Origin of the sequence: Pseudomonas chlororaphis subsp. piscium (assembly GCF_003850345.1) — a bacterium.
Classification (GTDB): Bacteria; Pseudomonadota; Gammaproteobacteria; order Pseudomonadales; family Pseudomonadaceae; genus Aquipseudomonas; species Aquipseudomonas piscium.
In genome coordinates, this window is sequence record NZ_CP027707.1 from 3,890,877 (window position 1) to 3,915,109 (window position 24,233).

The following is a 24,233-nucleotide window of genomic DNA, read 5'->3' on the forward strand; positions in this document are numbered from 1 at the left end:
TCCCTCGCCAACCACAGGAGGTGCGGCGGCCATGGCCTTTAGCGAAATCGACTACGAAACCCAGGGACCGATCAGGATCATCCGCTTCAACCGGCCGCAGAAACGCAATTGCATCGGCCCCACCACCCACCAGGAACTGATCGAGGCCTGGAGCCGTTTTCGCGACGATCCGGACGCCCTCGTGGCCATCATCACCGGCGCCGGCGACCAGGCCTTCTGCGCCGGCGGCGACCTCAAGGCGGCGCTGGATCTGGTGCCCACCACCCCGGACGAGATCGCCGCGCACAATCGCGGCGAGCGCCCCGGGATCATCGGCCCGAGCCGCTGGACGGATATCTACAAACCGGTGATCGCCGCGGTGAACGGCGTGGCCTACGCCGGCGGCCTGGAGTGGGCCTGCTTTGCCGATATGCGCATCGCCGAGGAACACGCCTCGTTCGGCGTGACCTGCCGCCGCTGGAACATCGGCCTGGGCGATGGCGGCACCCAGCGCCTGCCACGCATCGTCGGCATGGGCCGGGCGCTGGAGTTGATCCTCACCGGCAAGGTCATCTGCGCCAGCGAGGCGCTGGCTATCGGCCTGGTCAACGAGGTCGTCGCCAAGGGCCGCTCCCTGGAGCGCGCGCTGGAGCTGGCGCGCCTGCTCTGCACCCTGCCCCAGCCCGCCATGCGCTCGGACAAGGAAGCGCTCATCCGCGGCTACGGCCAGCCCCTGGCCGAGGGACTGCGCATCGAAGCCGAGTGCTTCAACCGCTCCATCCATCAGCCGGAAACCCTGGAAGGACTGCGCCGCTTCAGCGAACGCGACCACCCGGACCTGCGCGGCGATGTGCCGGCCCAGACGCCGGGGTTGACCAGGGATTGAGGGCCATAGCGTCACCGGTGCGGCTCACGCACCGGCTGCAAACAGCGCAAACCAATACGGCTTCACAGGTTCAACCAAGGGCAGCTCCATGACGCTGTAGGGTCAAACCTTTGACCAAGAGTTCTGGGAAAAAACCGCTATCTATAAGGCTATGTCCCAATAGCCTGTTGCAGGGTGTGCCCGACTGCCTCCCGGATGCAGTGAACCGATCGAATGCCCTGCTGATAAGGTTCCAGCATGCGGCGCCAGCCCAGGTAATTCGGGACATAGCCTTTTTTATGTCTCGGCATCGGCTCCGCGTGCCCTGGCCACATCAAAAGAGCCTGTTCCACAGGCGCTTGAACCCATTCGGCTGTTCCGCCTGCTTGTCGGTCGATTGAGGCGCCGAGGGCGTCGGAGAAGGCGGCGCAGCGGACGGGCGCGGCGCTTGGCCACTGCGTGTGCGCTTCTCATACTGGTCCCGGATTGCGAGTAGTTCGGGGCTGTCCGGACGGGCTTCCAGGCCATGCTTGATATAGGCCCGCGCCAGGTCCCGATCGCCCTTGGCATACGCGCTTTTGCTCATCTCGGCGTAGAGCAGCGCCACCTGGTCCAACCCGGCCAGCGCCTGGGCGTGCCCCGGCGCCAGGCCGAGTATCTGCCGGTAATAGAACACCGCACTGTCATCCTCGGGCTCCAGCAGGTGTTCTTCGGCGATGCGCTGCTCGGCCAGTTGCCGGTAGCCGTCGATCCGCGCCGCGGCTACCCGTTGCAGTCCTTGCCGGGCCTGCGCGCTGGCTTCGTCGAGCTGCAAGGCCTGGTTGAAGAAATACTCGGCATTGTCCTGCGCCGGCTCGACCAGCTGGCCCGCCGCCAGGCGCTGTTCGCCACGTGTCAGCAGCTCGGCGATCTCGATCCGCGGCTGCAGGTACAGGCCGGTACCGCTGGCAGCGCCGAGCAGCAGCAGGCTGCCGAGTGCCCACAGCGCCAGGCGCCTGTTCGGGCTGCGCCGGCGGGCGGGCTCGGCCTCGGGCTCGGCCTGGGGCGGCGCAGGATCGATCAGGGCCGGCGCGAAGCGGGTAGATTCCAGCTCCACCTCGCTGGGCTCGTCCGGTTGCTCTGGCTGGTCCAGCTCATCGAGTGCCTGCAGCAGCGCCTGGCAGTCGGCGAAGCGCTGGTTGGGGTCCTTCGCCAGCATCCGCTCGAGCACCGCCTTGTACGGGCTGATGTGCGCCGGCAAGCTCGGCGGTGGCATCTGCACCTGGTTCATCACGGTCTGGGTATAGCTGGCGCCGCGGAACGGATTGGTGCCGATGAGCATCTCCAGGAGGATGACGCCCAGACTGTAGATGTCGGTGCGGATATCCAGCGGCTGGCACTGCGCCTGTTCCGGGCTGCTGTAGGCCGGGCTGCCGACCGCGATGCCGAGCCCGGTGAGCTCGCTGTCCATCTCCAGCGCCTTGGCGATGCCGAAATCGGTGATCACCAGCGTGCCGTCGCTGCGGAAGAGGATGTTCGCCGGCTTGATATCGCGGTGGATCAGACCCTGCTCATGCACCACGGCGAGGCCGGTGGCAATCTGCCGGACGATATCCAGGGCGCGCCTCGGCTCGAACACCTCGCCCTTGTGCCGGGCCAGATCGCCGCCGCCGACGAACTCCATGGCCAGGTAATAGCGGCCATCGGCCAGTCTGTTGATGTCGTGGATGGTGATGATGGCGGGGTGATGCAACGAGGCGACGATATGTCCCTCGCGGATGAAGCGCTTGCTGAACGCCTCGTCATTGGCGTTGAGCAGTACCTTCACCGCCACCTTGCGGTGCAGCGACTCCTGGGTTGCCAGGTAGACTTCGGCCATCCCGCCTTGGCCAAGCCGGCTATGCAGGCTATAGCCGGGTATTTCGGGTAATCGTTCGTCCATGAAAGAATCCGTGCGCAGCCGCTGATTGGGGGTATCGCCGATACTGTCGGGCCGAATGTCACCCATCGGATCGAGTCTCTGATTTTAGAACTTTTCCGATAGTTCCCGGCTCGCCGTCTGCCGCCGTCCGTCGGTAAGCACGGCAGCGATAGCGACACAGGCCCCGCGACCCTCCCCAAGGGGCAGTCGCGGGTGATCGGCGAAATCTGCGTGGCATCCTGCTGGGCCCCTGCCTGCTGCTGGTCCTCGGCGCGCAGTGGCATACGGCGGTCTTTCCGACGGCCATCCGCCTGGGCATCGAGACCCTGGGCAATATCGGCCTGGTCCTGCTGATGTTCCAGATCGGCCTGCGCATCGAAGCCGAGTATTTCAACCGCTCCATCCATCAGCCAGAAACCCTGGAAGGACTGCGCCGCTTCAGCGAACGCGACCACCCGGACCTGCGCGGCGATGTGCCGGCCCAGACGCCAGGGTTGACCAGGGATTGAGGGCTACGGCGTTACCTGCGGGGCTCACGCAGCGGCTTAAACAGCGGAGGTCTACGCCCTCCGTTTATCTCCGCCCCCCAGGCAATTATCAACATTCCACCCATACAACCACTGCACCGCGTCATAGAACTGCGCCTGGCTGCGCCCCTCCCACAGGCTGTTGCGCACGCTGCGTTCGACGCCCTGGGCATGGTAGAGGCGGCCCATTTCCCGGGTGGACCAAACCACGCGGGCGGTGCGGGGGATGCGCACCGATTCGTAGAAGCGGAACGCCGCCTGCAGGTCATGGCCGCAGGCCCTGACCGCTTCGCCCAGGGTCACCGCGTCTTCCAGCGCCATGCAGGCGCCCTGGGCCAGGTACTGGCTCATGGGGTGGGCGGCGTCGCCGAGCAGGGTCGCGTTGCCCTGGCCCCAGCGCTCTACCGGCTCGCGGTCGGCGGTGGCCCAGCGGCGCCAGGAGCTGGGGGTGTCCAGCAGCCGGGCCGGGCTCGGGTGGATGCCCTGGAAGTACGACAGCACCTCGGCCTTGCTGCCGTCGCGCACGCCCCACTCTTCCTGCTCGCGGCTATGGAAGGTCACCACCAGGTTGTACTGCTGGCCGCCACGCAATGGGTAGTGCACCAGGTGGCAACGGGGCCCGGCCCACAACACGGGGGCGTTGACCCGCAGTTCCTCGGGCATCTCCTGCTCGTCGACCACCGCCCGATAGACCACATGCCCGGTCACCCGGGGCGTGTCGCCCAGCAGGTGCTCGCGCACCACCGACTTGACCCCGTCGCAGCCCAGTACCGCGTCCGCCTCGTAGCGCTGGCCATGCTGGTCGATCAGGGTCACCCGCGGTCCTTGCAGGTCCATGGCGCTGATCCGGGTCGAGGTCTGGAAGCTGATCAACGGGTCCTGCTCCACCGCCTCGAGGATCGACAGGTGGATATCGGCGCGGTGGATCACCCCGTAGGGGTTGCCGAAACGCTGCTGGAACGCCGCGCCGACATCGATGCGCAGCACTTCGCCGGCGTCCACCGCGTCCATCATGATGATGTGGTCGGTGAACACTGAACGGCGTCGCGCCGCCTCGCCGGCGCCCAGGGCATCCAGGGCCGCGTAGGCATTGGGCCCGAGCTGGATGCCGGCGCCAATCTCGCCGATCTGCTCGGCCTGTTCCAGCAGTTGTACACGGATGCCCTGGCGAGTCAGGGCCAGGGCCGCGGCCAGGCCGCCGATGCCGCCACCGACGATGATGACTTTTTGTTGTTGTTTTTCATGGTTCATTAACGCTACCTCTGTGATGCGGTTGAATCAGGGGATGTAGTCCGGCTGCCGATCCGGCGCCGCCTGCTGGAACGCCGGCTGGCCCAGGCAGTGCCGATGGATCGCCAGGGTCAGTTCGCAGCGCTCCAGGTCGCAGCCCATGCGCAGCGCATTGGCCACCTGGGGCACCAGGCAGCAGTCGGCCAGGGTCGGCTGCTCGCCGAAGCAGAACGAACCCTGGCCATGGCGTTGCAGCAGGCTTTCCAGGGCCTCGATGCCCTGCTCCGCCCAGTGCCGGTACCAGTCGTTTTTCTGCTGCGCGCTCACCCCGAGCCGGTCCTGCAGGTAGGCCAGCACCCGCAGGTTGTTGATCGGGTGGATGTCGCAGCCGATCAGGTTGGCCACCTCCAGCACCCGCGCCCGTGCCAGGGGCTCCTGGGGAATCAGGCGTACGTCAGGGTGAAGGTTGTCCAGGTAATCGATGATCGCCAGCGACTGGCTGAGGCCGGTCCCATCGTCATCCACCAGCAGCGGCACGCTGGCGCTCGGGTTGAGCTCCAGGTACTGCGCCGCGCGCTGCTCGCCCTGGCGCAGGTTGACCGGCAGGCAATCGAACGCCAGCCCCTTGAGCGCCAGGGCAATGCGCACCCGGTACGACGTCGAACTGTTGAAGAAACTGTAAAGCTGCATAGCTGCGCTCCTGGCACATCGAACAAGAAATCAGGGCTGCGCCGGGGCCTCGGCAAAGGCTGGCGCAGCCGGGGCCGCGCGGTAGCGGCGGCCCATAAGGAACATCGCGCCGGCGGCGATCAGGGCCGGGGCCATCAGCAGGCTGAAGATGTCGTTGAAACCCAGGCCCAGGCTGAGCATCATCCCGCCGCCCAGGGTGCCGGTGATCGAACCGATGCGCCCAACCCCATGGGCCCAGGCCACCCCGGTGGCGCGGCTGGCGGTGGGATAGAAGCCCGAGGCCAGGGCATTGGCGCCGACCTGGGTGCCGCTGATGCAGAAGCCCATGCCGGCCACGCAGAGCACCAGCGGGTAGAACGACTGGTAGTACTGGCCGATGGCCCAGAGGAAACCCGCGCCGCACAGATAGGCCAGGGTCAGCACGCGCCAGGGGTCGAGGCGGTCCATGCTGGCGCCCAGGCTCACCGCGCCGAGGGTGCCGCCGATCTGGAACATCGCGCTGATCAGCGCCGCCTGGCTCAGGCTCAGGCCGGTGTCCTTGATCAGCAGCGGCAGCCAGTTGGTCATCATGTAGATGATCAGCAGGCTCATGAAAAACGCCGACCACAGCAGCAAGGTGCCGCGGCTCAGGTGCCCGCGCAGGATCAAGCGCACCGGCGACACCGGCTTGGCCCCGACCACCCCCGCGTCGCCCAGGTCGAAGCGGCCGTTCCAGCCCTCGGGCAAGGGCCCGATGCGCCGCAGGATGGCGCTGACCCGCTCGCGTTGCCGGGCCTTGCGCAGCACCAGGAAGCGCACCGACTCCGGTAACAACCAAATCAGCACCGGCACCAGCAGCAACGGCAGCACTCCGCCCAGCAGCAACACGCTGCGCCAGCCGTGCAGCGGCACCAGGTGCGCCGCGACCACGCCGCCCAGGGCCGAGCCCAGGGTGAAGCCGCAGAACATGCTGGTGACCATCAGCGACCGACGGCGTTGCGGGCAGTATTCCGAGGTCAGGGTGATGGCGTTGGGCATCGCCCCGCCCAGCCCCAGGCCGGTGAGAAAGCGCAGCACGGTGAGGGTTTCCAGGTTGCTGGCGAAGGCTGCGGCGACACTCCAGCCGCCGAAGAACAGCACCGACCACAGCAGCACCGTCTTGCGCCCCAGGCGGTCGGCCAGCGGTCCCGCGGCGAAGGCGCCGAGCATCAGCCCGAGCAGCGCCGCGCCCAGTACCGGGTTGAGCTGGGCCGGGCTCAGCCCCCACTCTTCACGCAAGGCCGGGGCGATAAAACCGACCGCGGCGGTGTCCAGCCCGTCCAGCGCGGTGACCAGGAAACACAACAGCAGAATCAGCCACTGGAACGGCGCCACCGGCTGCCGGTCAATGAAATCCTGTACATCCACACTGTTGTTGTTATCAGTGGAAGACATGATCGAACTCCAGCGGCCCGGACCTGCGCCCGGACCGCATCAGCAAGGAAGGAAAAGGCTCAGATAACCCGCACGCGCAGCTCGCCCAGTGACTCGACGCCGCCCAGCATCAGCTCGCCGGCCACCACCGGGCCGACGCCTTCGGGGGTGCCGGTCATGATCAGGTCGCCCGGCTGCAGCTCGAAGAAGCGCGACAGGTAGGCAATGGTTTCCGGCACCGACCAGATCAGCTTGTCGATATCGCTGCGCTGCTTGTCCTGGCCGTCGACCTGCAACCAGATCGCCGCGTGTTCCAGGCCAGCCAGCTGCGCGGCCGGGGTCAGGGCGCCGATCGGCGCCGACTGGTCGAAGGCCTTGCCCAGCTCCCAGGGCCGGCCCATTTCCCTGGCCTGCATCTGCAGGTCGCGGCGGGTCATGTCCAGGCCCACGGCGTAGCCCCAGACGTGCTCATTGGCCTGCTCCCGGGAGATGTTGCGACCGCCCTTGCCGATGGCCACCACCAGCTCGATTTCATAGTGGTAATTGCTGGTCTCGGCGGGGTACGCAAGCTCCAGGGTCTGCCCGTTCTGTACCGGCACCACGGCGTCGGCCGGCTTGCAGAAGAAGAACGGCGGCTCGCGATCCGGATCGAAACCCATCTCCCGGGCATGGGCCGCATAGTTGCGGCCGACGCAGTAGACGCGGCGCACGGGAAAGGTGTCGCGGCTGCCATTGATCGGCAACGCGGTGATGGCAGGCGGGATAACGACATAAGTCATGGTCGGCTCCAAAGTCTGGGCGGAAGGTTCAAGGGGTCTCGCGAGATTCACGCAGGATGCCCAGCGCTTGCTGCACCGGACGGTCGGAGAAGCTGAACAGCACGCACTCCTGCTCGCACTGGAAACGCACCGGCGCCCAGCTGGGCACGACAAACAGGTCGCGGGGTTCGAAATCGAAGCGCTCGGCGCCGATGAACACGCTGCCCTGCCCCTCCACCACGCTGAACACGCTGGCATCGGTGCTGCGGTAGGTCTGGCCGCGAAAGCCGCGCGGAAGGATCTGCATGAAGGTGGCGATGGTCGGCATCGGCCAGCCGCCGGTGGCCGGGTTCACGTAGCGCAGCTTGACCCCGTCCCAGGGGTCGATCTGCTCCTGGCGCAGCAGGGTATCCAGGGCTTCGCGGGTGCGGCTGTAGGGGTAGCTGAAGATCGGTGAGGTGTGCGAGTCGACCTGATGCCGCACCGGCAGCATGTTCATGCCGAACCGCGCCAGGCTGTTGCCTTCCGGACGCAGGATCGGCTGCTCCGCGACCTCGTGGTTTTCCGCGAAACCGGCGTCGAAGAAACGCACCAGCGGGATGTCCAGGCCGTCGAGCCAGATCACCGGCTCGCCACCTTCGGCCTCGCTGGGGTTGCCGTGGTCGTGCCAGGCCCAGGACGGGGTGATGATGAAGTCCCCCGGTTCCATGGTGGCGCGCTCGCCTTCCACCGCGGTGAACGCGCCGCGGCCCTCGACCACGAAACGCAGGGCCGACTGGCTGTGGCGATGGCTGGGGGCGATCTCGCCGGGCAGGATCAACTGCAGGCCGGCGTACAGGCTCGAGGTGATCGAGGCCTGGCCGCGCAGCACCGGGTTCTCCAGCACCAGCACGCGGCGCACCGCTTCCTGCGCGGAAATCAGCCTTCCGGCCTCACTCAGATAGGGACGCAGTTCCTTGTAGCGCCACAGGGCGGCGACACAGGCGCCGGCCGGCTGCTGGGGCACCAGGTTGTGCAGTTGCTCCCACAGCGGGAACAGGTTGTGTCGATCAATGCGCTGATAGAAATCCTGGCGCAACCCGTCGCTCTTGTTATTCATGGGACACCTTTGCGAGTTGTGTGGCAGCGATTATCGAACCGATACCTATGCACGAATAATGGTATTTATGGATCACTCCATACCCAAAAACACATACCATCAGAAGGACAGCGGGTACTCGACGATGACCCGCCATTCGTCCAGGTCCGGCAGGTCGGCGCGCTGCACCGCGGCGTCGGAACGCAGGGTCGCCTGGCGCACCCGCAGCGACAGATCGCGCACCGGCCCGCTCTGCACCACGTAGCGCGCCTCCAGGTTGCGCTCCCAGCGCCCGCCGTCGTCGATGGCCTTGAAACGGTCGTAGGCGCCGCCCCCGTAGCCCGAACCGTCGATGCCGGAACTGCTCAGGTAACGCCCCATCAGGCTCAGCCCGGGAATGCCGAACGCCGCCAGGTTCAGGTCGTAGCGCAGTTGCCAGGAGCGTTCGTGGGGCAGGTTGAAATCGGCGTTCTGCGACTTGTTGGCGAGAAAGCCGATGGCGTCGCCGGGCATGGCGCCGAAGCCCAGGTAGTCTAACGGCTCGTCGCCGTCGATCACCTGCCGGGCCAGGGTCAGCTTGTGCGGGCCGAAGGCATAGGCAAGGCTGGCCGACCAGGCGTTGTTGTCGATCGGCCCTGCCAGGGCCTTGCCGCTGTCCCGGGTGTGATAACCGGCCAATGCCAGGCTCAGCGCGTGCGCAGCATCGATCGGCCAGCGGTATTCGGCGCTGGCGAAGTGCTGCTTCCACACATCCTGGTAATCCGCGCTGAAGGCGCCGAGCTTGAGCCGCGGCGTGGCCTGGTAGAAACCGCCGAGGTAATCCACCTGGCGCACATCCAGCCGCGCGTAGAAGGCGCTCAGCGGCCCGTCGCGGTTGGTCGAGTTGACGCCGTTGCCGGAGGTGAAATGCCCGGCGTCCAGGTTCAATCCGGGCAACTCGCCGCTGAGCAGTTGCAGGCCCTGGGCGGATGACGGCAACAGCCGCGCCGTGGCCATGGCGAACACCGGGTTGTTGGGCATCAGGTCGCCGTACTTGAGCTCGGTGGCGGACCAGCGCAGCTTCAGCGCGCCGCCCGCCTCGGCCCACTGCTGCTCCGGGTTGCCGTGGCTGTCGGTGGGTATCAGCATCACCGGCGAGCGCCGCCGGCTGCCGTCGAGCCGCAGGCCGAGCATGCCGAAGGCGTCCACCCCAACGCCCACCATCCCCTGGGTGTAGCCGGAGCGCAGGTCGAGGATAAAGCCCTGGGCCCATTCCTCGCGCAGGCTGGTGGGCCCCAGGTCACTGCGAAAATCGCGATTGAAATAGAAATTGCGGCTGGTCAGCTTGAGGCTGCTGTCTTCGATCAGACCGGCCGACTCGGCCTGGGTCTGGCTCTGGGCCTGCACGAGCGCGCTGGCGCCCAGCAGCGACAAGCCCAGGACGGTACTTGGGTAAGGCAAAGGCATGGCGGTACACCCTGTTTGTTGGAATTGTTCAGGTGGTGCGGGGGCGATTATTCAGGGCTCACGCATATCCGAATAATGCTATTTTCTGATCAACCCATACGTGTAGAGGTATACCCATGGCCGCCGACTGGACCCGCCGCCTGCGCATGCAACACCTGCAATTGCTGGTCAGCCTGGAAGAAACCGGCAGCGTCAGCGAGGCCGCGCGCGCCACCTTCAGTACCCAACCGGCGCTGTCGAAATGGCTCAAGGAGCTGGAAGACGATGTCGGCGCGCCGCTGTTCGAGCGCCATGCCCGCGGGCTCAAACCCACGGTCCAGGGCCTGATGCTGCTGGGGCATGCGCGACGGGTGCTGAGCGAAATGGACCGCGCCCAGCAGAACCTCGCCGCGCTGCAGGACGGCAGTTCCTACCGCGTGGCCATCGGCACCTCGCCGGCCTCGGCGCCGAACCTGGTGCCGGCGGCGATCATGAAATTTCTCGAAGGCCATCCCCGGGCCCAGGTCGAACTGCATGAAGGCACCATGAACCACCTGCTCGACCGCCTGGAGCTGGGGCAGCTGGACCTGGTGGTGGGTCGCCTGGACAACTACGCACCGCGCAGCAACCTGCACAGCGAGCTGCTGTATGACGAAGCCATGCGGGTGATCTGCCGCCCCGGCCATCCGCTGACCGAGCGCGAGAGCCTGAGCTGGCCGGACCTGTACGCCTACGACTGGATCGTCTGGCCCCACGGCACGCCGATCCGCAGCAAGCTGGACATGGCCCTGACCAGCGTCGGCCAGGGCCCGCTGCCCTACCGCATCGAATCCTCGTCGCTGATCGGCAACCTGTGGCTGCTGCAATACAGCGACATGCTCTCCATCGCCTCCGACCGGGTGGCCGAGCACTTCACCCGACGCAAGCTGGTGGTGCCACTGGATTTCGAGCTCAACGCCGTGGGTTCCCTGGGCATGTGCTGGCGCGACGAACCGCACCCGGACCCGAGCCTGCCGGGGCTGCTGGCGAGCCTGCGCTTTGCCGCCGAGCGCCAGTCATCGGACTACGCGGTGCCGCCAGGCACCCTGGGATTCCAGTAGCAGCCGGCAGCAGCACCGACTCAGGAACGCCCCTCGTCTACGACCTTGTCCGACACGATGGGCGGCTCGATGCCCCAATCACCGTGCAGGTACCAGTCGTCGCCGAGCATCTCGGCAGGGTGCATGGTGCGGTCCGAGCCATTGCCGCAGGCCAGGGCATTGGCCGCGCAGTAGCGATCGCAGCCCCAGCAGATGCGTTCGGGGTGCTTGGGGCTGATGGGAAAATTCTTGGCCATGGCGTTCCCCTGATCGCGGGTGGGAGTGGCTCCCAGGCTACGACGCCCGCGGGGAAACGCCCTTGATCCTGGTCAAGAATGACAGGCCCGGGGCGCCCACCTCCACACCCCGGGCTGCCTGCTACGCCGTAACCGCCGGCGCGTAGCGCACCGCCAACTTGCGCAAGGCGACGTAGAACACCGGGGTCAGGAACAGGCCGAACAGGGTCACCCCGAGCATGCCGGAGAACACCGCGACCCCGGTGGCGCGGCGAATCTCGCTGCCGGCGCCGCTGCCGATCAGCAGCGGCACGGAACCGGCGATAAACGCCACCGAGGTCATGACGATCGGCCGCAGACGCAAGCGGCAAGCCTCCAGCGCCGCCTCGATGATGCCCTTGCCCTGGAGCTCCAGTTCCCGGGCGAACTCGACGATCAGGATCGCGTTCTTGCAGGCCAACCCCATCAGCACCACCAGCCCCACCTGGACGAAGACGTTGTTGTCGCCGCCGCTGAGCCACACCCCCGACAAGGCCGCGAGCATGCACACCGGTACGATCAGGATCACCGCCAGGGGCAGGGTCCAGCTCTCGTACAGGGCCGCGAGGACCAGGAACACCAGCATCACCGCCAGCGGGAACACCACCGCCGCGGCATGGCTTTGGGTGACCTGCTGGTAGCTCAGGTCAGTCCATTCCAGGGTGATGCCGCGGGGCAATACCTGGGCGGCGATCTCTTCCAACTTGGCGATCACCTGGCCCGACGATAGCTGCTTGGGATCGGAGTCGCCGATCAGGTCGGCGGCCGGGTAGCCGTTGTAGCGCACCACCGGGTCGGGGCCGTAGCTGGGCGTCACGGTGATCATCGCGCCGAGGGGCACCATCTCGCCCCGGTCGTTGCGCACCCGCAGGTTAGTGATGTCCTCAGCGGTCTGCCGGTAGGAGCTGTCGGCCTGGGCCATGACCCGGTAGACCCGGCCGAACAGGTTGAAGTCATTGACGTAGACCGAGCCCAGGTAGGTCTGCAAGGTATTGAACACATCGCTCAAGGACACCCCTTGGGCCTTGACCTTGACCCGGTCCACCTGCACCTCGAGCTGCGGGATATTGGCCTGGTAGGAGCTGACCGGGTAAGTCATGCCCGGGGTCTGCGCCACCGCCGCCTGGAAGGCGCTCAAGGCATTCTGCAAGGCGCCGTAACCGAGGCCGGCGCGGTCTTCGAGGTACAGCGAATACCCCGAACCGTTGCCCAGCCCCTGGATCGGCGGCGGCAACAGCGCATAGGCAAAACCTTCGTGGACCTGGGACAGCTTGGCGTTGAGTTCGGCGTTGATCTGCGCTGCGCTGCGCTGACGCTGGTCGAACGGCTTGAGGATGACGTAGGCGGCCATGACATTCGGCGTGTTGACCGACTGCAAGGCATTCAGGCCGCTGAAGGCCGGCACGGTATCCACGCCCTCCACCGAGAGCGCCGTCTCGATCAGCTCGCTGGTCACCGCGTCGGTGCGGGCCAGCGACGCGCCTTCCGGCAGCTTGGCGCCGGCGAACAGGTAGAGTTTGTCCTGGGTCGGGATAAAGCCGCCCGGCACCAGGTTGAACAGCCAGGCCGTGCCGATCAGCAGCAAGGCGTAGAGGAAGAACACCGAGCCGCGCCGCCCCAGGGAGTAGGACACCAGGCCGTGATAACCGTCGGAGCGGCGTTTGAACATCCGGTTGAAGGCGCGGAAAAAGCCCCCGAACACCTTCTGGATGCCCCGCTCCAGCCAGTCCTGCGGCGCGCCGTGGGGCCTGAACAGCTTGGCCGCCAGGGCCGGCGACAGGGTCAGGGAGTTGATCGCCGAGATCACCGTGGAAATCGCGATGGTCACCGCGAACTGCTTGTAGAACTGGCCGGTGACGCCGGAGAGAAAGGCCATGGGAATGAACACCGCGCACAGCACCAGGGCAATGGCGATGATCGGCCCGGACACCTCCTTCATCGCCCGGTGCGCGGCCTCCCGTGGGTCGTAGCCCTTTTCGATGAAACGCTCGACGTTCTCCACCACCACGATCGCGTCGTCGACCACGATGCCGATGGCCAGCACCAGGCCGAACAGGGTCAGGGTGTTGATCGAATACCCCAGCAGATACAGCCAGGCAAAGGTGCCGATCACCGACACCGGCACCGCGATCAGCGGGATGATCGAGGCGCGCCAGGTCTGCAGGAACAGGATCACCACCAGCACCACCAGCACCACCGCCTCCATCAGGGTGTGCTGCACCGCGCTGATGGATTCCCGGACGAACACCGTCGGGTCCCACACCGCCTTGTAGGCCACGCCTTCGGGGAAATGCTCGGACAGCTCGTCAAGCTTGCCGTAGACCGCCTCGGCGACCTGCAAGGCGTTGGCCCCCGGCGAGAGGAATATCCCCACCGTTGCCTGGTTGCGGTCATCCAGGCGCGCGCGCAGGGTGTAGTCGCCCGCGCCTAGCTCGACCCGCGCCACGTCCGACAGCTTCACCAATTGCCCGTCCGCCCCGCTCTTGAGGACGATATCGGCAAACTCCTGCTCGCTGCGCAGGCGCCCGCGCACGCTGATCGATACCAGGAAATCAGCGCCCTGGGGCGAAGGCTCGGCGCCCAGCTGGCCGGCCGAGACCTGCACGTTCTGCTCGCGGATCGCGTTCACCACGTCAGCCGCGGTGAGGCCGCGGGCGGACAGGCTGTTGGGGTCCATCCAGATGCGCATCGCATAGTCGCCCGAACCGTAGACCCCTACATCGCCGATGCCGGACAGCCGCGACAGCTCGTCCTTGACGTGCAGGGTCAGGTAATTGCGCAGGTACAGCGAGTCGTAGCTGTTGTCCGGGGACAGCAGGCTGACGTACATCAGCGGCGTCGGCGATTGCTTCTGGGTGGTCACGCCATACTGCCGCACCTCCTCCGGCAGCCGCGACAGCGCCTGGCTCACGCGGTTCTGCACGCGCACCGCGGCGGTGTCCGGATCGACGCCGGGGACGAAGGTGATGCTCACCGCCAGGCTGCCGTTGGAGCCGGCGACCGACTTCATGTACATGATCCCTTCGACGCCGTTGATCGCCTCTTCCAGGGGCACGGCGACCGACTCGGCGATCTCCTTGGGGTTCGCCCCCGGGTAGGTGGCGCGCACCACCACGCTGGTCGGCACCACCTCGGGGTATTCCCCCGACGGCAGCACCGGGATGGCGATCAGGCCGAGGGCGAAAATGATGATCGACAGCACAATGGCGAAGATCGGTCGGTCGATGAAGAACTTGGAAAAATCCATGGCCGCTCTCCCTTATTTCGCCAATGGCGTCTGGGGCGCGGCGGCCGAGGCCTGCTGCGTGGGGGCGGCGATTTCCTTGGGCTCCACTGCCATGCCCGGGTAGAAGATCTTCTGCGCCCCGTTCAGCACCACCCGATCGCCGGCCGCCAGCCCGGCGCTGATCACCCGCAGGCCATCCAGCTGGCGACCTAGGGTCACGTCCTTGCGCAGGGCCTGGTTTTGCGGGCCGATGACGTACACGTATTTGCGGTCCTGATCGGTTTGCACCGCGCGGTCGTCGATCAGCACGGCGCGGGTCTCGCTGCCGCCTTCAAGCCGCACCCGGGCGAACAGGCCCGCGGTCAGCCGGCGCTCGGGGTTGGGCAGCACCGCGCGCACACGGATGGTGCCGGTGGCCGGGTCGACCTGGTTATCCAGGAAGTCCACGGTGCCGGTCAGGGGGAAGGTCCCGACATCGTTGGCCAGGCCGACCCGCACGGTATTGCTCACCCCCGGGCGCTGGCCCTTGCCCATCAGTTCGGTGTAGCGCAGCAGGCTCTGCTCGTCGGCGTCGAAATAGACGTACATCGGGTCCTGGGAAACGATGCTGGTCAATATGCTCTGGTCGGCCTGAGCCAGGTTGCCGAGAGTCAGCATGGCCCGCCCGACGCGCCCGGAAAACGGCGCGCGGACCTGGGTGAAGTCGAGGTTGAGCTGGGCCGTGGCCACCTCGGCGACGGCCGCGTTCACATCCGCCACGCCCTGGGCCAGGGAGGCGCTGCGAATGTCGCCCTCCTCCCGCGACAGCGCAGACTGCTTGACCAGCGCCTGGCCGCGGCGGTCCTGCTCGGTGGCCAGGCGCACCGTGGCGCGAGCCCGGGCCAGCCGGGCCTGGGCACTGGCCAGCGCCTCGCGGTACGGACGCGGGTCGATGACGAACAGGGTCTGGCCCTTTTCCACCTCGTCGCCCTCGCGGAACGCCACCCGGTCGACATAACCGCTGACCCGCGGCCGCAGGTCGACGGCATCGATCGCACTGATGCGGCCATTGAACAGGTCCCACTCACGCACCGCCTGCACGCTCACGGTCGTCACCTCGACCACCGGCGCCGCGGCGGCGACCGGCTCGCCCTTTTCGTTACAGCCGCCCAGCGCCAACAGGAGGCACAGCGCTCCCAGTCGATGGGTTGAAGAACTGCTTCGACCGAGCACTCGGCGAATTCGATTCATGAAAGTGGACTCCGCTGTCACTGCACTGTTGATTTATAGGCAGGCGGAATATAAAAGTTAAAGTGAACTTTAAGTAAAGCCCCTTCGGAGGGCCCATGAACAAATCAAGCGAGCCGCTGCTGACCATCACCGAAGTCGCCCAGCGCAGTGGCGTCATGGCCTCGGCACTGCGTTTCTACGAGTCCCGCGGGCTGCTCCACTCGATCCGCGTGGGCAGCGGCCACCGCCGCTACCCGCGCTCGGTCCTCAGGCGGATCGCCTACATAGTGTTCGCCCAGCGCATCGGTTTCTCGCTGGATGAAATCATCCAGCAACTGACCGGCCTGCCCATCAACACCGCACCAGCGGGCGCGGACTGGCGACGCCTGACCGCCACCTGGAAAACCCGGGTGCAGCAACGCATCGCCGAACTCGAACGGCTGAACATGAACCTGGAGGAATGCATAGGCTGCGGCTGCATGTCGCTGGAACACTGCGGGCTCAACAACCCCGAGGACATCTACTCGCGCAACGGCTGCGGCGCCCGGCGCTGGCTGGGGGACCAGAAGATCGTCGTTGCCCCTGGGCAGGAGCCGGATTGATCCGGACGATGGCTGACCCCTGTCTTGTGATCAGCGTCAGCCAATCGTATCAATATTCAGATCGAACGCGGCACCCGGGACGTGGCCGCCCACCAAGGCGGCAATCGCACGATCGTTGCTGTCGGCATCTGGTGGCGCCATCGCGAATTGTTCAGGCGTGCTATTGAAGGGGTGCGCTAACCAGCGTTCCAAGCTCATTGCCAGTACCTCGGGCTGGTTGGCGATCAAGCCGTAGACCTTCGCCTCAGTGACAGGGTCTTTGCTTAATTCCAGCAGACGAAGCCGGGTCTCCCGTACCTTGGCGATTTCGTCTTGTAGCTGGGATGCCTTGAACGTTCCCGCTGGGGTGGAATTGGAGATCTCCTTCATCATTTGCCTGGTGATTTCCTCCAGGGCCTTGTCTACCTCGAAAAGCTCTGTACCCGTCACCGAGGCGCGTTTCTGCTTCAGCGCCTCTTGCCAGCGACGTAAGGAAGCCCAGCAGTGGGGGATGTAGCTGGCCACCATTTTGTGATCGGCGTTGTCCAGTATTTGACGTATCAGTCCACCACGATCGGGTAAACCGCCTTCCGCCTTCAGCGCTTTGGCACATACCGCACCTGCGTGCTCGGTGACGGTTTCACAACCCGGCGTCCAGAGGATCGCAGACCGGTCACCGCCCTTTAGCGAGAGCGGCATGAAATGTCTCAGCCTACCCTGGTGCGTATAAGGTTCGCCGGTCATGTTCACCGGGCTCAGGGCCAACACAGCCAATCCTGCGGGGACGTTGACGAATGTAAGAATGGCACCCAGGCCAGTCATGCCCCAGGAAGTCTTCATCCAGGGAGCCGGGACACTCGGCACCGGATCGTTCTGGTTGACCATGCGGTAGTGCCTCAACGCGTGGGCGCTTTCGACAAAGGTCTTGTCGCCTGCTCGGGGGCTGCCGTAGGTGTAGAGCAAAATATCGGCTGCATATTTTTTGTTGCGTCGTAGCATCTCGGCGACCAAGAGTGCCACTGCCCCACCCAAGCTATGGCCAGTAATCACCAGCTTCTGCCCGCTGTAGAATTTATCCAGATAGGTTGTGACAAATTCCCGAACGACTTTTGCGGAACCATAGAAGCCACTATGCACCTTGCCCGCGCCCTCCTCGAAGGGCACCTGTGCAGCGTCTATATCGCGCAGCACATCAGCCCCGCCGGCCGTCCCCCGTATCGCCAGCAAAACCAGCTCATCGTTATGGGTGATAAACGCCTGAGAATCGGTGCTCCTCGTTTTGTCCGTATCGTCCAGATAGTGAAGCTTGGCGGGATGTTCCTGGTCCGTGCCCAATTCAGGGCTGTTCACCTCTGGGTATAGCTCAGGGTCGAAAGGGATCACTTCCAGGCGCTTGGAATACGCCACGTCTGCATATAGGGGGTAGTAGGTTTCCTTGGGCGCCTGGCTCGCTTCGACCCGCCAAAGCTCATCGAACCTGGCCAGCCCATCGCCAAACCAGTTACCGACGCTGGGCTGAGTCGGGAAACTCACACAATCGCTCACCACCGGCTGTGTATCAGGGACCTGGCCAAACGGGCTGTAGCTCAGGGTCGCCATCAGTGCCAGTTGGTACAGATTGAGCGAGCAGAACTCTTTGTCCATGGAGAATAAGGGGCTCAGAGCCCGCAGCGGACGCACCTCCAGCACATGGTGTTTGTTCGGCAATAGCGCAATACCTCGAATCCGGGGAGGTTTAGAAACGCCCGATTCCGGCTGGCGCATCAGCGAGTGCACATGGTGCTGTGGCGGAAAGTTACGGGGCGCCAGGGGCGGTAGGTGGGCGCAATGCCCTACCAACTCGCTCACCTCGACTTGACAGAAAAAGTCAGCCTGGTCTTGCGCGGGGTTGGACTGAGTACGGGCGCCGCTTGGGTTCAAGAAGCGGGTCTTTTCGGCACGGACTTGCAGTTCGGTGATAGGGAGCGGGTAATGGTCTCTCCCACTTAAAGCTGTATAGATATCCTCAAGCCCTTGATAGGCTTGATCAAGCTTGAGCACTACCGGCCCACAATAGTGTCGATTGACCTTTCCGGATCCGGTTTCATCCAAAATACCGAGGTAGATGGCCCCCTCGTAGTCGGTAACCTCATAGGCCAAGCCGGCATAGGGCTTGCCATCTCCCCGCTCATCCACCAACTGAAAACTGGTCAAGTGAGTACGCTCTGGGCAAGCATGCATGCGTGTATCGAAGAAAGGCAGCTCCCACTCTTCTATAGGCTTAAGGCTCATGGGGTCTCCTCCTTGTCTTCGGTGCAGCCCGGGTAGATGGTGCAGCTACGACCGCCGGGCATTCTGAAGGTACTGAAATCCTTATAGTTGCCGTAGCAGAATGCATATTGATCTTCGAATCCTTTGCCCATGCAGCGCTTCCAACCACCAGGCACCTTGACCCAGGTGTCCTTCATGTACGGCCTTTCCTCTTCGGCCAGCTTGATCTTCATCCTCACGGTTTTACCCGGTAGCTCTTCGAGGGTGTAGGCTGCAAAGGGACGGTTCCTCAATAGCTCACCGGACGCATCCGTCTTTTTGCAGTCGAGGATCTTGGTGATATAGCGGTTGGGTCCAATCGTACGAAACAGCCACTGGCACTGGCCGGAAAATTCACTTTCCCCAGCGGGGTTGAACGTACCTTTAACCGCTTCCGGCAGTTCTGCGCGTACCGAAACCCGGGCATATTCACGCCCAAAGTCACTCCAGTCCGGTCCATAGATCGCGTTGATTTCCAGTTCGACGTGATCAACCACCAACTCGCAGCCTTTGCGGGTTCGGCGTATCTCGATTTGCGCATCCGGCTTGTATTCAGTTCGCCACTCACGGTTGAACTGCGGCGCCAGGTTGTCGGCTCTCGGCACGGTGCAGGTTTGCCCTTTGGCAGGTACGTAATACACCGACGCAACATATGAGAAGTTCGGAGGTAAGTCGGCAGTAAAGGTAAAGCTGTTGGACTTGGCGACGCAGCCCTGTGTCAGTGCCAGACAACTGCCAAGCATCAGGCTTTGCAGGGTTCGTTTCACAACCTCCTGAAAACTGGTCGAATGTGTCTGCATCGGACAAGCATGCATGCGCGTATCGAAGAAAGGCCGCTCCCATTCTTCCATCGGCTCAAGGCTCATGGGGTCACCTCCTTGTCTTCGGTGCAGCCTGGATAAATGGTGCAGATACGGCCGCCGGGCATTCTGAAGGTACTGAAATCCTTGTAGTTGCCGTAGCAGAATGCATATTGGTCTTCGAATCCTTTGCCCATGCAGCGTTTCCAACCGCCGGGCACCTTGACCCAGGTGTCCTTCATGTATGGCCTTTCCTCATCGGCCAGCTTGATCTTCATCTTCACGGTTTTACCCGGCAGCTCGTCGAGGGTATAGGCCGCAAAGGGACGACTCTTCAGCACCTCACCGTCCGCATCGATCTTCTTGCAATCGAGGATTTTCACAAGACGGCGCAGGCCTCCGGACGTACGGAACAGCCACTGGCACTGGCCGGAAAACTCACTTTTCCCGGCTGCGTCGAACGTACCCTTGACCGCTTCCGGCAGTTCTGTGCGCACCGAAACCCGGGCATATTCGCGCCCCAAATCGCCCCAGTCCTTACCATAGGTCGCGTTGATTTCCAGCTCGACGTGATCAACCACCAACTCGCAATCCTTGCGAGTCCGACGTATCTCGATTTGCGCATCCGGCTTGTATTCGGTGCGCCACTCCCGGTTGAACTGCGGCACCAGATTGTCTGCCCTCGGCACGGTGCAGGTTTGCCCTTTGGCGGGCACGTAATACACCGACGCGACATAGGCGAAGTCCGGTGGCAAGTCAGCCGTGAGGGTGAAGCTGTTGGACTTGCCCAGGGCCGCGCAGCCCTGTACCAGCGCCAGGCTGCTGATGAGGATCAGGCTTTGAAGGGTTCGGTTCATACGGTGGCGTCTCCTTGCCAAAACTGCACTTCCTGATACACGCGCTGAAAATGCGCCTGGGGTGTTTCGTCGAGTTGAGGTGACCAGGACTTAGGCAGTGCATCGCCTGGTGCTTGCAAGCGTTGAACGAGCAGGAACCGAACTTGTTCAGGTGCCAGCCAGCCCCATGTGCGGGCCAACTCTAACTGAGCCTGTATCCAGGTGTCCGCATCCTGTTGTCTGGCAAGCTCGGCCAACTGCTCCATCTGCTCAACCATCAGGTAACGCCGGGCGTTGTCGATCTGAATGCCTGCCGCCGTGTCCGGGGCCGAGGGGACAGCGAGCCAGGCCGGGTCGAGCGGTACTGCGTACTCGCCCGGTGCGGGATTGTAGGCGGCCGCCCATTGTCCATCCTGCCAGTAACACACGCTGGCTATCGGCCCGAGGAATTCGCTGCGTTGTTCAGGGCGCAGATGTGCCAAGGCTCGCCCCAGGACGCGATTGTCATGAAAACGATAGAGGGCCTGATTCGGCCGCTCGCCTGTCACCAGGCGAGCGCGCCAATGCTGGGTCAACAGATCCAGATCGCCGCTTGCACTGCTGGCCAGCCACCCCCAATGCCGTTCAGGCGACTTGAGCAGTGCCTGGATAATCGGATGATCAAGGGTATCGAGTTGAAACAGGTACGGCGCCACCGCCGCCAGCGAACTGGCGGGTGTACCGCTATACAGATTGCGGTACTGGTCGTTGTCCCACTCGTTGAGCAGCGCATTGCGCTCATCCAGTTGACCAACGGAGTCCAGGATCAGGTAGAGGCGCTGGCCGAGCTCACCCTGGACGCGCATCCATTGTTCGGGCGTACTCATGCAACCTCTCCAATAGCGCACTGCCCGTCGCGACAGGCTTCGCAGAGTGGGCAGAATTCCGCAGCACGCTGCTTGGCGGCAGCAACGAGCGCCAACGAATTGGCAACGATGGTCTGCGGCTCCTCGGCCAGTGCCTGTAGGGCCTGCTGTGGCGCAATGCCTGCTACAGGTGCTCCGCCCAGGACGATAGGCACGCTGCTGAAGATCCCCCCAGGGGTAATGACAATGTGCTGCCCACCCGCTTTGAGTGTCAGGCTTGTGCTCGCATCGACCACCACATTGGTGGCAGTGACCCGGGCCTGTGGCCCCGCCTGCACGACCCAGGTTCCGCCTACGGTGATGCTGCCATTGCCCGAGATGGAGAGCAGCTCATTGCCACCGATCTGGGTGTTCCGTACGCCTTGGGTAGTGTGCAGTTCATCACCCTTGACCAGACTGGAGCTGTTGCTGTCCACCTGATCAAAACGGTCGTTGCCGATCAGGCTGTGGCTGTTCCGGGTGATCTGTTCGCGCCGGTCGTTGCCGATCGCGGTGTCGCTGTCGTTGAGGATCAGTTGCTCGAGATCACGTTGCGCGCGCAGGTAGACTTTTTCCTGCCCGGACCGATCCTCGATCGACAGTTCGTTGTAGCCGCCGCTGTGCGGTGTGCTGTGGCTGCGCAATACGGTTTTGCTCTTGTTCGCCGGCAGCGGGTACGGTACGGGCGTGGTCTTGTTTGGCACCACGCCGGTAATCAACGGGTGGTCCGGGTTGCCTTCCAGAAAGCTCACCACCACTTCCATGCCAATGCGGGGAATGGTCACCGCGCCGAAGTTTTCTCCGGCCCAGCTTGACGCTACTCGTAGCCAGCAACTGCTCTTGTCGCTACCCAGCTCCAGGCGGTCCCAATGGAGTTCGACCTTCACCCGGCCAAACTCATCGCAAAAGATTTCCTCTCCGGCCGGGCCGGTGACCCGGGCGGTCTGGCTGCCAGACAGCGACCGGCGCGTCAGCAATGGTGGACGGAAAAATACGTCCCACGGAATTGCGGTGAAGCTGTTGCGGTAGCCCTGGGTGAACCCGTCTTCGGAGCGAATCTCACGGGTGACGGACTCTTCCAGCGATTGCGGTTGTCGGCCGGAGTGGGTGACGCTCAACAGCAACCACAAGTCATTGCAGCTCTTGCGCGGATGTTCGGTCAGGTTGAAGAAGTGCCCGCTGCGCAGCGTCGGCTGATTGCTTTGGCCTTCGGCCAACTGATAGTCGACGCGGTGCCGCTCCAGGGCCTGCCTGGCCAACACCTTGCCGCGCTCCAGCGTGGTGATAGGTGCGGGGTAGCGATAGTCCTCGAGCGCCGGCTGAAACTCCGCGGTGAACTGGCTTTCGAGCACCAGGTTGGGACGTTTCAGATCGTAGTCGCGACGCGTTACGGTGCTGGTACGGGTACTGAAACGCTGGGAGAACCGATTGACCACCGGATGGTCCGCTACCGTGCCCGTATCCTGTTGGTACGGCGTATCCCCCAGCATGGGGAAAAAAGTCTGGTCATCGCTGAACACCAGTAGATGGCCCTCGGCCGAATGCTGATGGTGCCAGGCGATGCCGTCCTCGGCGCACAAGCGCTGGACGAACTCGAAATCGCTTTCCTCGTACTGGGTGCAGTATTCACGCTCCGGACTGGTACTGACATTGAAGGTATAGGCGTCGGGCTGGATGCCATGGCCGCCCAGCACCTGGGCGACAATTTGCGGCACCGTCAAGTGCTGGAAGATCCGCTGGTTGAAGCTGAACTGCAGGTAGTGCAATACCGGCACCAGGGTCAGGTGATAACGCGTCAGGCGCTTGCCCGTCTCCCCCACGTACAGGTCTTCGATCTGCCCATGCAGGCCTTCGCCGTTGAGGCCGAACCGGAGAAAGGCCGGCTGATTGAGCAGGCTCTCCAGGTCGAAGTCAGGGTTCTCGCTGACCAGTTCGACGCGGATCCCATAAAGGGTGCTGAGGGCTTCGGTGCCGTCGAAAGCCAACACCCTGAAGTCATGGCGAACAGAGGGGATCGAGAGCGTGAAATGCGCAGTATGGGCAGGCGCAAACATGTTGCTTTTCCTCAAGCTGAACAGCAGTGCCCCTGGCAGGTCTTTGGAAATCCTGCTGAGGTTTTGTTGCAGCGAAGCTAGCAATTTGCGCTGGGGGTGTATGTGGGAGGTTTCTGAAATTCGGTCGAGCAAAGCAGATTTGCTCCTACCACACGGAGGGAGCAAATGAGGAGAGACGGAGCATCGAACACCGGCCACGATATTGAACAACCTTGATGCCCGGAGGGCGCCAAGGTTAATGCAAGGGTCGAATCGACATCGGTACTGAACGGCTACCCACACCCTACCCTAACCGCGCAACACAAACACCGGGAACATCTCGCGCAGGTGCTGCCACAGGTCGGGCACCAGCACCTGTTGCGGTGTGCTGGGCAATTGCGGGTCGAGCATGCGCGCGGTGCGCACCATCTGCACGGCGAAGCGCTTGACCCCCAGGGCTTGCAGGCGCTGGCCGAGGAGCAGCAGGCGCGCCGGCTGCAACAGGTGCCAATGCACGGTGGTGCGGCATTCGTAGTCGACGCCGCTGGCCAGTAACAGCTCCAGGCTGCGCCAGTTGGCCTTGCCGCTGCCCGGGACGCCGGTGAGCATCGAGGCGTCTTCGGCCAGGGCCTTGACGTCGAAGCCGACCCAGTCGGCGCCGGCCACCGCCCGGGCAAAGGCCGCCGGCTTGATACCGGCACTGTGCAGGCCAATGCGAAAGCCCATGGCGCGCACTTCGTCCATCGCCCCCGGCAAACCGTCCTGCAGGGTCGGCTCGCCGCCACTGAACACCACCGCGTCCAGCAGGTCCTGGCGGCGTTGCAGGAAACTCAGGACCCGGCACCAGTCCAGCTCCTCGTTGCCCCGCGGCGGGATCAGTTGCGGGTTGTGGCAGTAACGGCAACGCCAGGCGCAGCCCTGGCAGAACAGCACGCAGGCGAGCAGCCCCGGGTAGTCGAGGGTGGTCAGGGGCACCATGCCCCCGACCCGCATCTTTCGGCTCATTGGCGCCCTGCCGCGGTCGCCTGTTCGGTGAAGTGCACGCGCTCGCGGTGCTCGGACTGTTTACCCGGGTTGAACGCCGAGACCGGGCGGTGATACCCCATCACCCGGGTCCAGACTTCGCAGCGCTGGCGTTGCGCCTGGGGCAATGTGTGTTGTGCGCTCATGGTCAAAC

The 24,233-nt window shown here is 64.2% G+C and carries 20 protein-coding genes and 1 pseudogene; 4 read left to right on the forward strand and 17 right to left on the reverse strand.

Annotation, left to right across the window (positions count from 1 at the left end):
- Window positions 1-31: 31 nt before the first annotated feature.
- Window positions 32-865: an enoyl-CoA hydratase/isomerase family protein gene (locus C4K38_RS17915; RefSeq protein ID WP_053279532.1), complete on the forward strand. Its 834-nt coding sequence runs from the start codon at window positions 32-34 to the stop codon at window positions 863-865.
- A 313-nt stretch (window positions 866-1,178) separates the two neighbouring features.
- On the opposite strand, the gene C4K38_RS17920 is transcribed toward C4K38_RS17915, so the two are convergent.
- Window positions 1,179-2,765, reverse strand: coding sequence for a serine/threonine-protein kinase (locus C4K38_RS17920; protein WP_053279623.1), 1,587 nt, complete (start codon window positions 2,763-2,765; stop codon window positions 1,179-1,181).
- A 344-nt stretch (window positions 2,766-3,109) separates the two neighbouring features.
- Between C4K38_RS17920 and C4K38_RS32465 the strand changes: the two are divergent.
- Window positions 3,110-3,253, forward strand: a pseudogene (locus C4K38_RS32465) (enoyl-CoA hydratase); the annotation flags it as partial.
- 51 nt (window positions 3,254-3,304) lie between these two features.
- Here C4K38_RS32465 and C4K38_RS17930 read toward each other — a convergent pair.
- The 6 genes from C4K38_RS17930 to C4K38_RS17955 all read right to left on the reverse strand — a co-directional run bounded on the left by C4K38_RS17930 (window position 3,305) and on the right by C4K38_RS17955 (window position 9,865).
- Window positions 3,305-4,522 (reverse strand): 3-hydroxybenzoate 6-monooxygenase, encoded by a 1,218-nt coding sequence (locus C4K38_RS17930; protein ID WP_053279533.1) that lies wholly within the window; start codon window positions 4,520-4,522, stop codon window positions 3,305-3,307.
- Between the two features lie 27 nt (window positions 4,523-4,549).
- A complete protein-coding gene (maiA, locus tag C4K38_RS17935) occupies window positions 4,550-5,191 on the reverse strand; it encodes a maleylacetoacetate isomerase (RefSeq protein ID WP_053279534.1) in 642 nt (213 codons plus the stop codon).
- A gap of 30 nt (window positions 5,192-5,221) precedes the next feature.
- Window positions 5,222-6,604 carry an MFS transporter gene (locus tag C4K38_RS17940; protein ID WP_053279535.1) on the reverse strand — a complete coding sequence of 461 codons (1,383 nt, stop codon included), beginning with the start codon at window positions 6,602-6,604 and terminating at the stop codon, window positions 5,222-5,224.
- 59 nt (window positions 6,605-6,663) lie between these two features.
- Entirely contained in the window at window positions 6,664-7,362 is a 699-nt protein-coding gene (locus C4K38_RS17945; protein WP_053279536.1) for a fumarylacetoacetate hydrolase family protein, read from the reverse strand.
- A gap of 28 nt (window positions 7,363-7,390) precedes the next feature.
- The gene (gtdA, locus tag C4K38_RS17950; protein WP_053279537.1) at window positions 7,391-8,440 is read right to left on the reverse strand and encodes a gentisate 1,2-dioxygenase; all 1,050 of its coding nucleotides are present in this window, start codon (window positions 8,438-8,440) and stop codon (window positions 7,391-7,393) included.
- A gap of 99 nt (window positions 8,441-8,539) precedes the next feature.
- Complete coding sequence (locus tag C4K38_RS17955) at window positions 8,540-9,865, reverse strand: OprD family porin (RefSeq protein ID WP_053279538.1); 1,326 nt, start codon at window positions 9,863-9,865, stop codon at window positions 8,540-8,542.
- Window positions 9,866-9,981: 116 nt separating this feature from the next.
- On the opposite strand from C4K38_RS17955, the gene C4K38_RS17960 reads away from it, so the two are divergent.
- Complete coding sequence (locus C4K38_RS17960; protein WP_053279539.1) at window positions 9,982-10,944, forward strand: LysR substrate-binding domain-containing protein; 963 nt, start codon at window positions 9,982-9,984, stop codon at window positions 10,942-10,944.
- Window positions 10,945-10,964: 20 nt separating this feature from the next.
- Here C4K38_RS17960 and C4K38_RS17965 read toward each other — a convergent pair whose 3' ends face one another.
- From C4K38_RS17965 to C4K38_RS17975, 3 genes are all read right to left on the reverse strand, one after another.
- Window positions 10,965-11,180 (reverse strand): DUF3079 domain-containing protein, encoded by a 216-nt coding sequence (locus tag C4K38_RS17965; RefSeq protein ID WP_053279540.1) that lies wholly within the window; start codon window positions 11,178-11,180, stop codon window positions 10,965-10,967.
- 121 nt (window positions 11,181-11,301) lie between these two features.
- Window positions 11,302-14,445 carry an efflux RND transporter permease subunit gene (locus tag C4K38_RS17970; protein ID WP_053279541.1) on the reverse strand — a complete coding sequence of 1,048 codons (3,144 nt, stop codon included), beginning with the start codon at window positions 14,443-14,445 and terminating at the stop codon, window positions 11,302-11,304.
- Window positions 14,446-14,457: 12 nt separating this feature from the next.
- Window positions 14,458-15,654 (reverse strand): efflux RND transporter periplasmic adaptor subunit, encoded by a 1,197-nt coding sequence (locus C4K38_RS17975; protein ID WP_053279542.1) that lies wholly within the window; start codon window positions 15,652-15,654, stop codon window positions 14,458-14,460.
- Between the two features lie 95 nt (window positions 15,655-15,749).
- Between C4K38_RS17975 and soxR the strand changes: the two genes are divergently transcribed.
- The gene (soxR, locus tag C4K38_RS17980) at window positions 15,750-16,235 is read left to right on the forward strand and encodes a redox-sensitive transcriptional activator SoxR (RefSeq protein WP_053279543.1); all 486 of its coding nucleotides are present in this window, start codon (window positions 15,750-15,752) and stop codon (window positions 16,233-16,235) included.
- A gap of 36 nt (window positions 16,236-16,271) precedes the next feature.
- On the opposite strand, the gene C4K38_RS17985 is transcribed toward soxR, so the two are convergent.
- The 7 genes from C4K38_RS17985 to nrdD form a co-directional block, all read right to left on the reverse strand.
- A complete protein-coding gene (locus tag C4K38_RS17985; protein ID WP_053279544.1) occupies window positions 16,272-18,485 on the reverse strand; it encodes a lipase family protein in 2,214 nt (737 codons plus the stop codon).
- Window positions 18,482-19,270, reverse strand: a complete 789-nt coding sequence (locus C4K38_RS17990) for a hypothetical protein (RefSeq protein WP_025810419.1) — start codon at window positions 19,268-19,270, stop codon at window positions 18,482-18,484. The genes C4K38_RS17985 and C4K38_RS17990 overlap by 4 nt, the downstream gene beginning before the upstream one ends.
- A gap of 95 nt (window positions 19,271-19,365) precedes the next feature.
- Complete coding sequence (locus C4K38_RS17995) at window positions 19,366-20,160, reverse strand: hypothetical protein (RefSeq protein ID WP_053279545.1); 795 nt, start codon at window positions 20,158-20,160, stop codon at window positions 19,366-19,368.
- On the reverse strand, window positions 20,157-21,005 hold the full coding sequence (locus C4K38_RS18000; RefSeq protein ID WP_053279546.1) for a DUF4123 domain-containing protein: 849 nt from the start codon (window positions 21,003-21,005) through the stop codon (window positions 20,157-20,159). Before C4K38_RS18000 ends, C4K38_RS17995 begins: the two co-directional genes overlap by 4 nt.
- Window positions 21,002-23,077, reverse strand: coding sequence for a type VI secretion system Vgr family protein (locus tag C4K38_RS18005; RefSeq protein WP_053279547.1), 2,076 nt, complete (start codon window positions 23,075-23,077; stop codon window positions 21,002-21,004). Before C4K38_RS18005 ends, C4K38_RS18000 begins: the two co-directional genes overlap by 4 nt.
- Before the next feature lie 288 nt (window positions 23,078-23,365).
- Window positions 23,366-24,061, reverse strand: a complete 696-nt coding sequence (locus tag C4K38_RS18010) for an anaerobic ribonucleoside-triphosphate reductase activating protein (RefSeq protein ID WP_172833175.1) — start codon at window positions 24,059-24,061, stop codon at window positions 23,366-23,368.
- Window positions 24,058-24,225, reverse strand: coding sequence for an anaerobic ribonucleoside-triphosphate reductase (gene nrdD / locus C4K38_RS18015; RefSeq protein WP_025810414.1), 168 nt, complete (start codon window positions 24,223-24,225; stop codon window positions 24,058-24,060). The genes C4K38_RS18010 and nrdD overlap by 4 nt, the downstream gene beginning before the upstream one ends.
- Window positions 24,226-24,233: the final 8 nt, after the last annotated feature.